Source organism: Acetobacter oryzifermentans (assembly GCF_001628715.1).
In the GTDB taxonomy this organism is placed as follows: Bacteria; Pseudomonadota; Alphaproteobacteria; order Acetobacterales; family Acetobacteraceae; genus Acetobacter; species Acetobacter oryzifermentans.
In genome coordinates, this window is the sequence record NZ_CP011121.1 from 68,355 (window position 1) to 82,409 (window position 14,055).

Consider the following 14,055-nt stretch of genomic DNA (forward strand, 5'->3'; position numbering starts at 1 on the left):
ATAGTATGTTTGTACGATTATATGTCGTTTGCGCATTTATTGAGGCAAGGCATGGGTGTTCTTGAACGCAGTCATCTGACGATCATTCAGGAAGTTGCCCGCGAAGGTTCGCTGACCGCTGCCGCGGTCAGACTGAATCTCACCCAGCCTGCGCTCAGTCATGCCATCCGCAAGATTGAAAACCTGTTGGAAGTAAAGATCTGGCGGCGTGAGGGGCGGTCTCTTGTGCTCACCCAAGCGGGTGAGTGGCTATTATCACTTGCCAACAGACTGCTCCCTCAATTTGAACTGGCGGAAAACAGGCTGCAACAGTTCGCCAATGGCGAACGAGGAACACTCCGCGTCGGCATGGAGTGCCATCCCTGCTATCAGTGGCTCCTGAAGGTGGTTTCTCCCTATTTAGAGAGATGGCCGAAAGTCGATGTTGACGTGCGGCAGAAATTCCAATTCGGCGGTATTGGGGCGCTGTTCAGCAATGAGATTGATATTCTGGTGACGCCTGACCCGCTTTATAAACCAGGTCTGATATTCACGCCGGTTTTTGACTATGAACTCGTACTGGTTGTTGGCCCCGAACATCCTTTGCGAGGCGCGAAGTTCGTCGTGCCGGAACAGCTTGCTGGCGAGACATTGATTACGTACCCCGTTCCACCCGAGCGACTTGATATCTATACGCAATTTCTGCAACCAGCGGGTTTCGGCCCACGACAGCAGAAGCAGATCGAGACAACGGATATCATGCTGGTGATGGTGGCTCATGGTCGGGGTATTGCAGCTCTTCCACGTTGGCTTGTGGAAGAGTATCGCTCCCGGTTTGAACTTCACCCGGTCAAGCTTGGTAAAAAGGGTATTGCAAAACAGATATTTCTTGGCCGTCGGGAAACTGACGAAGAGATCCAATATCTGCGGGATTTTATCGAATGCGCTGGCTCACCTTCTTCGGCGTGTCGTCAGTTAAGCCCTGAGAGTGGCACGTGAAGGTTGTACTTTGTGTCTGCGTGTGCTGACTGTTTTCCCATTTTTTGGGGAGACAGACAGATGCGGCGCTATAGTTTACGCGATGACCAGTGGGAGCGGATAAAGGATCTTCTTCCTGGTCGAGAAGGCTATGTCGGCGGCACTGCGGTGAACAACCGTCTGTTCGTGGAGGCGGTGCTGTATCGCTATCGCGCGGGTATTCCATGGCGCGACCTTCCTGCCCGTTTCGGTGACTGGAAAAACGTGCACCGGCGTCTGCGCCGCTGGTGTGAAAGCGGCGTCATCGAACGGATATTTCGTTATCTGGCCGCTGATTACGACAACGAATACATGATGATCGACAGCACAATTGTCCGAGCGCATCAGCATAGTGCCGGAGCTCTCAAAAAAGGGGCACGGATCAGGCCATCGGACGATCACGAGGCGGGCTAACTACAAAGATCCATGCCATCTGCGACGCTCTGGGCAATCCAGTGGAACTCGGCATCACACCGGGACAGGATGCCGATATCACCCAGGCAGAACCACTTCTGGAAAACATCGAACCGGATGCTTTCCTTGCTGACAAGGCGTATGACGCGGACAGGTTGATCGATCGGCTGATACAGCGCGGGATTACCCCGGTCATCCCGCCAAAACGCAACAGAACGACACGACGGAAAACCGATTTTTCTCTCTATCGCGAACGGAACCTTGTTGAGAGGTTCTTCAATAAACTCAAGCAGTTTCGCGCTATCGCAACCCGCTACGATAAACTGAAATCGACCTTCCTCGCAGCCGTGCAGTTCGCCTCAATCATCATCCTGCTTAACTGACGACACGCCGTTGAACTATTTGAGGATATTTTTTTATCTTCTTCTTTTGCCATGTCCGGCTTGTCTATTCTCTTCCCGATAACCGACATTCCGTTCTCCCCCCAAAGCAGCTGCTTTAATCAGCGGCAAGTATACCACTTTGTCAACGAGCGGCAGGGAGCAGCTCGCTAACCAACGATGGACGTTTATCCAACATTGCCAACAAGACCTGAGCTGGCCCGGTTGGCTGACGACGACCATGTTCCCAGTTCAGAAGGGTTCCCTTGGCGACACCGATGCTCTTGGCAAACTGTGCCTGGGACAGTCCCGTTCGGGTTCTGATGGCCGCAACATTCACAGACAGCACACGTACCTTATGGGTAACGCTGTTTTGTACCTGTGCTTCAGAATATGCGAGAGCCTCATTTAACCCCTGCAGAATGCTATCATAAGTGCTCATGATGGTTCTCCATATTTCGCAATTAGTGTCTTACTCAAGTCTACCAGAGCAGCCTGTTCGGATCGGGAAAGATTATCTTTTTCGTTCTTGGCAAAGACAGTCAGTAGAAACAAAGGCATATGTCTCCCACCAAAGACATAAAGAGTTCTATACCCTCCCCTTTTTCCGCTACCTTCGCGTGCAAAACGAATCTTTCGCAGGCCGCCCCCTAGTGACACTCCAGAGTCTGGCATAGCCGCGAGCGTGTTAATCAGAGCCATACGATCGTCGTCTGACATCAGGGCTTTTGCCCGTTTTATGAATTCAGGCAGTTCAACAACGGTCTGCAACTTTGACATTTTCAGTAAGCTATGTGTCAATGGCTTATATGTCAAGGACGCATGAATTAGAAGGTTGAAGCTAATAATATTTGCTTACCCAGACAGCAGTCCAGCAACTTAGTTATATACCAAAAATCAGGAGTTTTCTGACGTAAAATCTACGTACGTTTCTACCATTTGTCGCAAGTAGGCGGGCGCACGGAAAAGAAAGGGGTTTTTCGGGAACCACAAGGTAGTAATAAATTCCCTTGCCGCACGGAAACGCCCGCAACGATGCCGACAGACCCAGACATTCCGCTGTCGCCCTCATGTCGGTCGTAAAGAGAGTCGCTCAAGGTTTTGGTAAGCGGACACCCTGTGCCGGTGACGCAAGCCAGGCCGCCAGTTGCCGGACCATGGATCGCGCAACGCGGCCCGCCCCTAGGAGGGTTGCGGATGCGGGGCCGCACCAGGAGCCATAACCCAGCAGCCAGAGACGTGGCTCCCTGACGGCCTGCTGCCCGTTAACGCGGATCAGCCCGTCCGGCTCGATCACGTCGAGCGGCGCAAACATAGAGAGCGCGGGCCTGAAGCCCGTACACCAGATGATCGCGTCAATGGCTTCTTCTCGCCCGTCGGGCCAGACGACGCCCGTCGCCGTCATGCGTACAAACTGGCGCACCGCGTGGAGCACGCCCCGCTCCCGGGCGGCTCGCACGGGCGGCACCATGACGATGTCGCCAAAACCGCCGGTGGGCATGGCCGACGGGCCGCCGAGAACGCGAGCGGTCGCCCGCTCGAACAGCACCCGTCCGTCCACATCGTCAGGTAAGAAGACAGGATCGTGCTGCGTGACCCATGTTGCCTGGGCGACAAGGGACAGCTCCGCCATAATCTGCGCACCGGAGTTGCCCCCACCCACCACGAGCAGACGCTGACCGGCAAATGGTAGTGCGTTGCAGTAATGGGAGGAGTGGATTTGCGTTCTGACAAACAATTCGCGACCCGGATAATCGGGGATGAAGGGCGCAGACCATGTGCCGGTTGCGCCGATGACCGCGCGGCTTACGAAATCACCCACGCTGGTTCTGACATTCAGGAATTTCTGGTCAGTGCGTTCCACACGTCCGACCATTACGGGGCGGTGGATCGGCGGCGCATAGCGCGCCTCGTAGCGGTGCAGATAGTCAAGCACCTCGTCGCGGGTCGGGTAGCTGCCATCGGGCGTGTCGGGCATCGGCCAGCCGGGCAGCGAACTGTAGGACGCGGGTGAAAACAGATGCAGGGAATCCCAGCCATGCACCCATGCACCACCCGCCTGCGTCCCGTTGTCCAGAATGACGTAGGTCAGCCCGGTCCGGCGCAGGAAATACGAGGCGGCGAGCGCTGCCTGACCGCCGCCCACGATCACGACATCGAACTGTTCCGCCATTGCCCGGCTCACAGGCTTTCCGGGAGGCGGAATTCCGCCTTCCGTTCGCTATAGCGGTCCACGAGGTAGTCGGCCCGGTCGCGTAAAAGCCATGTGAACTTCATCAGTTCCTCCATGACATCTACCATCCGGTCATAGAGGGGGGACGGCTTCATGCGGTCATCGTCACCGAACTGCGTATAGGCCATTGGCACGCTGGACTGGTTGGGGATGGTGAACATCCGCATCCACCGGCCCAGAACCCGCAGGGCATTGACGGAATTGAAGCTTTGCGATCCGCCTGAGACCTGCATCACCGCCAGCGTGCGGCCCTGTGTCGGGCGGACCGCCCCTTCGGAGAGCGGCAGCCAGTCGATCTGGTTCTTGAACACGGCGGTAATGTTGCCGTGCCGTTCGGGGCTGCACCAGACCTGGCCTTCCGACCAGATCGAGAGATCCCGCAGTTCCTGCACTTTCGGGTGGGTTGCGGGCACGGAATCCGCTACCGGCAGGCCGGTCGGGTCGAACACCCGTGTCTCGGCCCCCAGCACCTTCAGGATGCGTTCTGCCTCAAGCACCAGCAACCGGCTGAAAGATCGGGGGCGTAAAGAGCCGAAGAGCAGAAGGATACGCGGCGGATGGTCCACACGCGGTTGCGGTTCCAGCCGCGCGAGATCGACCCGTTCAAGATATTCGGGGTGGAGGGCCGGCAAGTCAGGTTCGGTCATTGTGATATTGGTCCATTCGTGCATTACGAGTGGCTGATCCAGGGCAACCACAAGGACAGCGCCGCGAGTGTGACCAGCAGGACGGGCGGGGTGATCGCCAGTCCAACTTTCATATACTGCCCCCATGTGACCCGATGGTTCCTGGATGCCAGCACATGCAGCCACAGCAGTGTTGCGAGACTACCAATCGGCGTGAATTTTGGTCCGAGGTCGCAGCCGATGACGTTGGCATAGATCATCAGGTCGCGTGTCAGCGGCGTGATGTCGTGAGCCTGCTGGATCGCCAGCGCCCCGACCAGCACACTCGGCATATTGTTCATGATGGACGACAGAACAGCCGCCAGAAAGCCGGTGCCGATGGTGGCCGTGAACGTCCCTTGATGACCGAGCCAGACCAGTGCGGTCGCAAGATAGTCGGTCAGCCCGGCATTGCGCAGGCCATACACCACCAGATACATGCCCAGCGAGAAGATCACGATCTGCCACGGGGCGCCCCGCAGCACCTTACGAACAGGGATGACCCGACCATATCCGGCGACGAGCAACAGGATTCCGGCGGCCAGGCAGGCCACGACACAGACCGGGATATGAAACGGCGCTGTCAGGAAATAGGCCGCCAGAACGAGGACCAGCAGCGGAAATGCCGCCCGAAATACATGGTGGTCACGAATTGCCGCAGCGGGTGCTGGCAGTTCGGCGACGGGATAGGTCGCAGGCACCTGCCGCCGGTACCACAGCCAAAGCACAGCCAGCGTCGCGCCCAGCGCCACCAGATCGACGGGGACCATGATCGCGGCATAGCGATCAAACGCAATGCCAAAGAAATTGGCGCTGACGATGTTCACCAGGTTGGAAATGACAAGCGGCAGGCTGGTGGTATCCGCGACGAACCCAGTGGCGATAATAAAGGCCAGCGCCGCGCCATGGCTCAGGCGCAGTTGCGTCAGGATAGCGATGACAATGGGCGTCAGCAGCAGGGCCGCGCCGTCATTGGCGAAAACCGCTGCAATGGCCGCTCCCAGCACCACGATCAGCGGGAATAGCGTCCGGCCTCGCCCTTTGCCCCAGCGCACGACGTGCAGGGCGGCCCAATGGAAGAACCCGGCCTCATCCAGCAACAGCGAGATGACGATCAGCGCGATAAAGGTGAAGGTCGCGTCCCAGACGATGTGCCAGACGACGGGGATGTCGTGCCAGTGGATCACACCAGTTGCCAGAGCCACGGCGGCACCTGCCATTGCGCTCCAGCCGATACCCAGCCCCCGAGGCTGCCAGATGACAAAAACCAGCGTGGCAACGAAAATCAGAAGCGCCAGCATCAGATGATCCGCTTGCCGGATTCATCGACGATCTTCTCCCCGTCCTCTTTGACGAAAGCGCCTCTCTGCGGGTTAGGCAGGATGTCCAGAACCGTCTCGGACGGACGGCAGAGTGCCGCACCGAGGGGGGTGACGACGATCGGCCGGTTAATCAGGATCGGATGCGCCATCATGGCGTCGATCAGCGCATCATCGCTCAGGGCCGGATTATCGAGGCCGAGTTCGTGAAAGGGCGTGCCCTTTTCCCGCAGGACCGAGCGCACCGGAACGCCCATACGGGCGATCAGATCGACCAGTTCCGCACGACCGGGAGGCGTTTTCAGATATTCGATGGTCGTGGGCTCGATCCCGGCATTGCGGATCAGTGCCAGCACGTTGCGCGACGTGCCGCAGGCCGGGTTGTGGTAGATCATGATGGTCATGAGCAGGATTCCGGGGACGGACAGCAGGAGGACAGGCTCGCGACCAGGGGCGCGCAGAGTTCGGGACTGCCCGCGCAGCAGTCCGTGACGAGGAAGAGCATCAGGTCGCGCAGGCGCGGAAGACAGGCGCGATAGACGATCAGCCGGCTATGGCGTTGCGAGGTCAGCAGCCCGGCGCGGGTCAGGGTGGCGAGATGGGCCGAGATCGTGTTTTGCGGGACATCGAGATGCCGCGCGACGTCTCCGGCGGGTAGTCCGTCCGGTTCGTGGCGCACCAGCAGGCGGAAGATCTCCAGTCGCGTGGACTGCGACAGGGCGCTCAGAGCAGCGAGGGCGGATTCTGTATCCATATATCCTTTTTTGTGGATATGTTGTCGTAAGTCAAGCTATTTTATGTGAGAAAACAGAGATCACAACCGTCGGCTTCCTCAATTTTTCCGCTCAGACCAGACCTTCCGCCCTCCCCCCCATTGCTGACATCGAACGGATCTTTGTCACGATATAGGCCTGATAGGCCTGCGTGAAACGGGTGGCCTGTCACCTAATTAAGGAACTTCGACAAACCTCTCTTTCTCCGGGAGCCCATATCTACGTGCCATAAGTGGAATTTGAGAGCATTTGCAGGATCTTTTCCATATTCGCCGATAAGTTTTCTATCAATACGATCAGTGCGTGGACTTCGGCGGTTACCTTGTAACGGAAACCCACAATCCCGCCCTTCCTACTCGACCAGACGGCTAGAATAGGCCAAAATGCGGCTCTAATTTATTGTCATATTAAGGCTTTAGTTTCATGTCACGCGGTCGTCCACGTAAAAACCCTGATGCTGCCTCTGCTCCTAAGAAAACTACCAAAGCACGCAAGGCCAAGGCAGCGACCGCGACACTGGGCTTTGAACAGCAGATGTTTCTGGCGGCGGACAAGCTGCGCAAGAACCTTGAGCCTTCAGACTACAAACATGTGGCCCTTGGCCTGATCTTCCTGCGCTACATCTCCACTGCGTTTGAAGCCCGACATGCTGAACTGATGCTGGAAGACCCGGAAGCAGCGGAAGATCCTGACGAATATCTGGCCGAGAATATCTTCTGGGTGCCGGAGACGGCTCGATGGTCTCATCTCAAGGACAATGCCCGTTCGGCCAATATTGGCAAGATGATTGATGAGGCCATGCTGGCCATCGAGAAAGCCAACCCGGAACAGCTCAAAGGCGTGCTACCCAAGGATTACGGGCGCCCGGCCCTTGATACCGTCATGCTGGGTGAGCTGATCGACCTGATCTCCGATATCGGCATGGGCGATACGGACGACAAGGCGCGGGACGTGCTGGGCCGGGTGTATGAATACTTCCTTGGCGGGTTTGCCGGAGCCGAAGGGAAGCGTGGGGGTGAGTTCTACACGCCGTCCAGCGTGGTGCGCACGCTGGTTTCCATGCTCGAACCCTATAAGGGCCGGGTCTATGACCCCTGCTGTGGGTCTGGCGGCATGTTCGTGCAGTCCGAACGCTTTGTGGAAACCCATGGTGGCAAGCTGGGTGATATTGCCATTTATGGGCAGGAGAGCAACCACACCACTTGGCGTCTGGCCCGTATGAACCTTGCCGTGCGGGGTATTGGCGCGGACATTCGCTGGAACAATGAGGGCAGCTTTCTACGCGACGAGCTGAAAGACCTGCGCTTTGACTATATTCTGGCCAACCCGCCCTTTAACGTGTCGGACTGGTGGAATGCCTCGCTGGAGGAAGATCCGCGCTGGCAGTATGGCAAGCCGCCAGCGGGCAATGCCAACTATGCGTGGCTTCAGCATATTCTATGGCATCTGGCTCCCGATGGCACCGCTGGCGTGGTGCTGGCCAATGGCTCCATGTCCTCCAACCAGAATAGCGAGGGCGAAATCCGCCGCCGGATGGTGGAAGCAGACGTGGTGGACTGCATGGTGGCCCTACCAGGACAGCTTTTCTATTCCACCCAGATTCCGGCCTGTCTGTGGTTCCTGACCCGCACCAAGAACCCGAAAGGCTGGCGGGACCGACGCGGAGAAATCCTGTTCATTGATGCCCGCAAGCTGGGCAAGCTCGTTGACCGTACCCGCCGGGAACTGACGGATGAAGACGTAGCGCGCATTGCCGACACCTACCATGCATGGCGTGGGGAAAAGAATGCAGGGAAATACGAGGACATTCCGGGTTTCTGCAAATCCGCCACACTGGACGAGGTCGAGCAGCACGGCTTTGTGCTGACACCGGGCCGCTACGTGGGGGCAGAGGAAGCCGAGGAAGACAGTGTGCCATTCACTGAACGCTTCGCAGCCCTTGAAAAGACCCTGAAAGAACAGTTTGCGCAGGGTGACGCCCTGAACGCGAAAATTACCGCCTCCCTGAAGCTGATCGTGCAGAAGGAAAGCGTGTGATGCTCTATCTCACTCCACTGGAACGCGCTTTGAACCGCCTGAAGGAAGGCTGGACCCGCCACCTTGCCCACCCAGACGATGAGCAATTACGGGACGGCCTGATCCAGCGCTTCGAGTTTACCTATGAACTCAGCCACAAGACCCTGAAGCGCTTTCTGGAAACCAATTCAGCCTCCCCCGACGAATATGACCGCATGGGCTTTCCGGACATGATCCGCTCCGCCAATGAGGCTGGACTGCTCAAAAGCGCATGGCCCCAGTGGAGCGTGTTCCGCAAAATGCGTAACCTGACGAGCCATACTTACAACGAGGCCACAGCCAAACAGGTTGTGGCCACCATTCCAGACTTTATCGTAGAAGCGGAGTTTCTACTGGTCACGCTGAAAGAGCGCACAACGTGACAGGACTGATCGAGATCACGCCCGAAGAGCGGGCTATTGTGCTGCGGATACTGAATGAGATTGTGCCCGACCGTGAAGTGCGAGCTTTTGGTTCGCGTGTCACAGGCAAGGCCAAGCTTTTTTCTGATCTTGATCTAGCGATTATGGGTGATGAACCTTTGCTTTTGGAAACGCGAGCACGACTGGAGGAAGCTTTCTCGGAGTCAGAATTGCCGTGGAAAGTTGATGTATTGGATTGGGCTCTGGCGGATAAAATGTTCCAAGATATTATTATGAAAACAAGCTTGGTATTTCGTAAACAACAGAAAAGATTTTAGAAGAATTTTACAATGAGCAACTTAACGTATCATGAAAAATGGACGACCTGTCCTATATCCTACTTATGTGATGCTGATGGAAGCATCCAAACTGGTCCTTTATGGTACACAATTACACGCCTCTGATTATGTAACATCAGGCGTACCCTGCATTATGCCTCAAGATATCATTGATGGTAAAATTTCGACTGGAAAAATTTCTTATATTTCAGAAGAAAATGCCAATCGTCTTTCAAATTTTAGACTTGCGCAAAATGATATTATTTATCCTAGGCGTGGCGACATTACTAAGCACGCCCTAATCACTTCAAGAGAAAATGGATGGCTTTGCGGAACTGGTTGCTTAAGAATTAGCACTACAGTTGCATTTTGTGTCGTGAGTGAGCGCGGATAGCACTGGCCTGATGCGTTCGTCGAAAGACGGACCATCTGAGGATGTGAGAGACGGGTAGTCTGCGTTGTGCAAGTTTTACGACGAGGCGCCTGATCTCCTGAATGGACCAGCGGACAAGGACTGTCGTGTTCTGAGTTGTGTTTTTTTCGGTTTCAGTGAGTTTGCCTGGTAACGGACACTGGCCATGACGGCATAGGCCAGCATGACCAGAGAGACATGCCGATGCCAACCATGCCAGGAGCGGGTCTCGTTATGATCAAGACCAAATTCGTTTTTGGCCGTCTCGAACCCTTCTTCGATCCTCCAGCGCGTCCCTTCAACGTTCACCAGTTCCTGCGTGGTTGTCCCTTTCGGGCTCCAGGTCGTAAAATAGGCAAGGTCCCCGTCAGCGATGTTTCGGCGGATCAACAGGCCACGTGTCCATGGTCCGGCTATAGGGCAGTCAAATTCTTCAGCATCCAGATCAGCAAGCGGAAGATACGCCCAGTCATAAAGTCGCTCACCTTTTGTGCCGTGCCCCGCTGACAGACGACGCCAGGCCTGGTCTGGCAGTCCTGCTGCAATATCTTTCGCCTCTCCGGCAATCAGCGGTTCCGTTGCCCATGATCCGAACCAGTGATTGCCCTTGACCCCAAGCACATATCCAATTCCTGCCCGGCGAAGCGTGCGTTCTACGTCGCCCACGCCATACACGCTGTCTGCTGCAACCCAGCGGAACGGCACACCGGCCTCAATACTTCGCTCAATCATCATCGAGGCTAACGCCGGTTTGGTTGCAAACACCACGTCATCGGGAACGTGGGCCCGCTTCAGACGCTCAGGCTTTGATGTCCAGTCTTTCGGGAGATACAGGGCGCGGTCAATAAAGGCATGCCCCCGTTCCGAAACATAAGCGCCAAACACACCAATCTGGCAGTTCGTGATCTTGCCGGCAGATCCCGTATACTGCCGCCCCACACCGCAGGACGCCTGACCCTTCTTCAGAAAACCGGTCTCATCAATGACCAGCACGCCCTCTTCAGTGCCCAGATGCTCAATCACATAATCCCTGACGACGTCACGAAGGGCATCGGCATCCCAGTGCCCGCGTCCCAGAAGCGCCTGCTGCCGCCATGGACCAGGATCTCCTGCGGCTTCCGCTCGCATCCATCCCGTCTTGCGTGGTTCATTGCCAATCAAAACATCAAGAAAAGCACAGGCCGAATCTACGACACGTTTTTGCGTGAACAGCGGCGCCATCCGATCCTTGGCGGACCGAAGCGAGCGCGCCCATAATTCCAGCGTCTCTTCAACAGACGTACCGCCACTCATCATATCCTGAATCATGGTTACCCATAGATTCAGAACTCAACACAAAATGCAACTGTAGTGCTAAACGGCTTTTCACGGCTGCTTCGTCCTCAGAACCGCCAGTTACCGGAATTTTCGTACATCTGGAAAAGCTACCTACGGCGTGTCGTCAGTTAGGTGTTTAGTCCCGGGGTTTGATGGTGTGATATTTTCACGAGAGTGGAAGGAAGCATTATGGGACAGATACGTCATGGGAGCGCCACGACCACGCACGCCGTGCGAGCAGCAATACAGCGATCGCAGGCTTCGCTCGCGGCGCTGAGCGAGGAGTTCGGGATCAACCCGAAGACAGTGGCTAAATGGCGGAAGCGACAGAGTGTCGAAGATCAGAAGACAGGTCCTAAAGAGCCGCGCTCAACGGTCCTGTCCGAGACGGACGAAGCGATGATCGTGGCCTTTCGCCGGCATACGTTGCTGCCGCTGGATGACTGCCTTTATGCCCTGCAGGCCAGCATTCCCTATCTGACACGCTCGGCCCTGCATCGCTGCCTTCAGCGTCACGGGATTTCACGACTGCCGGACATGGAGGGGGACAAAGCCAAACGCCAGCGCTTCAAACGCTACCCGATCGGGTTCTTTCATCTCGACATAGCGGAAGTCCAGACCGCTGAAGGCAAGCTGTACCTCTTCGTTGCCATTGACCGGACAAGCAAATTCGCTGTCACACAACTGGTCGAGAAAGCTGATCGGAAGACGGCCTGGGAATTCCTCGAACATCTCCTGAGCATCATCCCTTACCGGATCCACACCATCCTGACCGACAATGGGATCCAGTTCGCTGACCAACCCCGTAATCGCAATACGGCCTGGTCGCGTCCCATGCGCTTCGACATGATCTGCGAAGCCCACGGGATCGAACATCGTCTGACGAAACCCAATCATCCCTGGACGAACGGTCAGGTTGAGCGGATGAACCGGACAATCAAGGAAGCAACCGTCAAACGCTTCCATTACGACAGTCATGAGCAGTTGAGAACACACCTCAACGACTTCATGGCAGCCTATAATTTTGGGCGAAGGCTCAAGACCCTCAGTGGCCTCACACCTTACGAATATGTCTGCAAAATATGGACTTCAGAGCCAGAAAGATTCATCATCAATCCAACCCATCAAACCCCGGGACCAAACACCTAATGTTCATCACAAATCATGATGGCAATCGTCATCAGCCTGCCTCTGAATAAAGCCGACATGTTGCGTAAGAGATGAAGTCCGTAATCCCATTTTAGCGCAACCAAACCCCATACAAAAAAGGGACCTCCACAATGGAAGCCCCTTTTTAGGTTGTCTGTTACGGCCTATGCGGCTTTCACACTATACGGTGCAGGCATCATCTTTGGAAAATCATCCAGAAATGTTGGCCACTTCCAATCATACAAATCAGAACGCTGCGTCGATATCCACTACATTGATGAGCTTGTGGTTGATGAACTCCTTAATGCCGAGGCCAATCAATTCACGGCCATAGCCTGAGTTTTTAATCCCACCAAAAGGTAGGTCTGCCTTGGGCGATAGTGGATGGTTAATCACCACCATACCGGTGCGGATGGCCCGTGCTACACGGGTGCCTCGGGCTTCATCCTTTGTGAATACGCTGCCGCCTAGACCGTAGGGCGAATCATTGGCAATGCGGATGGCGTCGGCCTCATCCTTCGCGCGGTAGATCTGGGTAACAGGTCCAAAAAATTCCCAATGGCGTGCAGGGTTTTTCTGATCCAGATTGGACATAAGCAACGGCTGGAAGAAAGCACCCTGTTCGGGAACTGGCGCCCCAATTACCTCAACTTTGGCACCAAGATCCATCGCCCGCGTGACCTGATCGCGCAAGTCATCAGCAGCAGCCTGAGATGACAACGGAGCCAGCGTGGTTTTGGGGTCCATCGGGTCACCTGCTTTGAGAGCTGCGACACCTTCTTTGTAAAGAGCAACGAACTGATCATAAATAGCATCAGCTACAATCAGGCGCTTTGCAGAAACACAAACTTGGCCAGCATTCCAGTGGCGACCGATGACCGCCCAACGCGCTGCTTTTTCAACGTCAGCATCATCAAGCACAATGAAAGCATCTGCTCCACCGAGTTCCATGGTGGCCTTCTTCAGTGCCTTGCCAGCAATACCAGCAATAACCGTGCCTGCGCCTTCTGACCCCGTGAGTGCGATACCGCATACGCGAGGGTCATTCAAAATCATGGCTGTGTGCGGGCGTGCTGCATACAGGTTGCGGAACAACCCTTTGGGCAGCCCGGCTTCTGCCATAAGTGTATCAAAGGCAGCAGCGCACTGCGGCAGGTTGGAAGCATGCTTGAGCAGCACGGCGTTACCAGCGGAAAGCTGCGGCGCAATAATACGCACGACCTGATAGAAGGGGAAGTTCCACGGCTCAATTGCCAGCACGATACCAAGCGGCTCATGCACCAGCATGGCTTTGCCTTCTGCCGGGTCTGCTACAGGCAACAATTCCGGCTTCAGAAGTGCTTCTGCATGTTTTGCATAGTATTCAAAAATTTCAGCAGAAAGAATAATTTCTGCTTTAGATTCTTCAAACAGCTTGCCCATTTCCAGCGTGCCCAAACGGGCATACTTATCAACATCACGACGCAGAATGGCAGCAGCGGCATTCATTACCTTTGCTCGCTCTGCAAAGGATGTATCGCGCCAAGCTTCGAAAGCAGCATGCGCCTCGGCCAATGCGGTCTGAACTTCCGCATCAGTAGCCTCTGGGAAAGTTGCAACAACTTCGTTAGTATAAGGATTGGTTGTGGCGTAAGCCATTTTT

The 14,055-nt window shown here is 55.6% G+C and carries 16 protein-coding genes; 7 read left to right on the forward strand and 9 right to left on the reverse strand.

The window, feature by feature from the left end; genetic code table 11:
* Nucleotides 1-51 precede the first annotated feature (51 nt).
* Together WG31_RS13570 and WG31_RS15185 are read left to right on the forward strand one after the other, a co-directional pair.
* A complete protein-coding gene (locus WG31_RS13570; protein WP_052583250.1) occupies nucleotides 52-978 on the forward strand; it encodes a LysR family transcriptional regulator in 927 nt (308 codons plus the stop codon).
* A 60-nt stretch (nucleotides 979-1,038) separates the two neighbouring features.
* Nucleotides 1,039-1,793, forward strand: a protein-coding gene (locus WG31_RS15185; protein ID WP_087651418.1) for an IS5 family transposase whose coding sequence is annotated in 2 segments (ribosomal slippage) — nucleotides 1,039-1,378 and nucleotides 1,378-1,793 — 756 coding nt in all. Because the reading frame shifts where the segments join, the coding sequence is not laid out codon by codon here.
* A 142-nt stretch (nucleotides 1,794-1,935) separates the two neighbouring features.
* Here the strand turns inward: WG31_RS15185 and WG31_RS13585 are convergent.
* The 7 genes from WG31_RS13585 to WG31_RS13615 all read right to left on the reverse strand — a co-directional run bounded on the left by WG31_RS13585 (nucleotide 1,936) and on the right by WG31_RS13615 (nucleotide 6,761).
* The gene (locus WG31_RS13585; protein ID WP_006115735.1) at nucleotides 1,936-2,232 is read right to left on the reverse strand and encodes a helix-turn-helix domain-containing protein; all 297 of its coding nucleotides are present in this window, start codon (nucleotides 2,230-2,232) and stop codon (nucleotides 1,936-1,938) included.
* Nucleotides 2,229-2,570 carry a type II toxin-antitoxin system RelE/ParE family toxin gene (locus WG31_RS13590; RefSeq protein ID WP_012813272.1) on the reverse strand — a complete coding sequence of 114 codons (342 nt, stop codon included), beginning with the start codon at nucleotides 2,568-2,570 and terminating at the stop codon, nucleotides 2,229-2,231. The genes WG31_RS13585 and WG31_RS13590 overlap by 4 nt, the downstream gene beginning before the upstream one ends.
* A gap of 313 nt (nucleotides 2,571-2,883) precedes the next feature.
* Entirely contained in the window at nucleotides 2,884-3,963 is a 1,080-nt protein-coding gene (locus WG31_RS13595; protein WP_012813273.1) for an ArsO family NAD(P)H-dependent flavin-containing monooxygenase, read from the reverse strand.
* Between the two features lie 8 nt (nucleotides 3,964-3,971).
* A complete protein-coding gene (gene arsH / locus WG31_RS13600) occupies nucleotides 3,972-4,670 on the reverse strand; it encodes an arsenical resistance protein ArsH (protein WP_012813274.1) in 699 nt (232 codons plus the stop codon).
* Between the two features lie 23 nt (nucleotides 4,671-4,693).
* Entirely contained in the window at nucleotides 4,694-5,989 is a 1,296-nt protein-coding gene (locus WG31_RS13605; protein ID WP_063355008.1) for an arsenic transporter, read from the reverse strand.
* Nucleotides 5,989-6,411, reverse strand: coding sequence for an arsenate reductase (glutaredoxin) (gene arsC, locus WG31_RS13610; RefSeq protein ID WP_006115730.1), 423 nt, complete (start codon nucleotides 6,409-6,411; stop codon nucleotides 5,989-5,991). The genes WG31_RS13605 and arsC overlap by 1 nt, the downstream gene beginning before the upstream one ends.
* Nucleotides 6,408-6,761 (reverse strand): ArsR/SmtB family transcription factor, encoded by a 354-nt coding sequence (locus WG31_RS13615; RefSeq protein WP_006115729.1) that lies wholly within the window; start codon nucleotides 6,759-6,761, stop codon nucleotides 6,408-6,410. Before WG31_RS13615 ends, arsC begins: the two co-directional genes overlap by 4 nt.
* 442 nt (nucleotides 6,762-7,203) lie before the next feature.
* Between WG31_RS13615 and WG31_RS13620 the strand changes: the two genes are divergently transcribed.
* From WG31_RS13620 to WG31_RS15190, 4 genes are read left to right on the forward strand one after another with little or no spacing between them, the layout of a single operon-like run.
* Entirely contained in the window at nucleotides 7,204-8,817 is a 1,614-nt protein-coding gene (locus tag WG31_RS13620; protein WP_006115727.1) for a class I SAM-dependent DNA methyltransferase, read from the forward strand.
* Nucleotides 8,817-9,218 carry a nucleotidyltransferase substrate binding protein gene (locus WG31_RS13625; protein WP_012813241.1) on the forward strand — a complete coding sequence of 134 codons (402 nt, stop codon included), beginning with the start codon at nucleotides 8,817-8,819 and terminating at the stop codon, nucleotides 9,216-9,218. The genes WG31_RS13620 and WG31_RS13625 overlap by 1 nt, the downstream gene beginning before the upstream one ends.
* The gene (locus WG31_RS13630) at nucleotides 9,215-9,535 is read left to right on the forward strand and encodes a nucleotidyltransferase family protein (protein ID WP_006115724.1); all 321 of its coding nucleotides are present in this window, start codon (nucleotides 9,215-9,217) and stop codon (nucleotides 9,533-9,535) included. Before WG31_RS13625 ends, WG31_RS13630 begins: the two co-directional genes overlap by 4 nt.
* 31 nt (nucleotides 9,536-9,566) lie before the next feature.
* Complete coding sequence (locus WG31_RS15190) at nucleotides 9,567-9,929, forward strand: restriction endonuclease subunit S domain-containing protein (RefSeq protein ID WP_232517491.1); 363 nt, start codon at nucleotides 9,567-9,569, stop codon at nucleotides 9,927-9,929.
* 75 nt (nucleotides 9,930-10,004) lie between these two features.
* Here the strand turns inward: WG31_RS15190 and WG31_RS13635 are convergent, their stop codons facing one another.
* A complete protein-coding gene (locus WG31_RS13635) occupies nucleotides 10,005-11,255 on the reverse strand; it encodes an IS701-like element IS1452 family transposase (RefSeq protein ID WP_012812328.1) in 1,251 nt (416 codons plus the stop codon).
* A gap of 198 nt (nucleotides 11,256-11,453) precedes the next feature.
* On the opposite strand from WG31_RS13635, the gene WG31_RS13640 reads away from it, so the two are divergent.
* Entirely contained in the window at nucleotides 11,454-12,413 is a 960-nt protein-coding gene (locus tag WG31_RS13640) for an IS481 family transposase (protein WP_035350857.1), read from the forward strand.
* Nucleotides 12,414-12,659: 246 nt separating this feature from the next.
* Here the strand turns inward: WG31_RS13640 and WG31_RS13645 are convergent, their stop codons facing one another.
* Nucleotides 12,660-14,051 carry an NAD-dependent succinate-semialdehyde dehydrogenase gene (locus WG31_RS13645; protein WP_003631146.1) on the reverse strand — a complete coding sequence of 464 codons (1,392 nt, stop codon included), beginning with the start codon at nucleotides 14,049-14,051 and terminating at the stop codon, nucleotides 12,660-12,662.
* Nucleotides 14,052-14,055 lie beyond the last annotated feature (4 nt).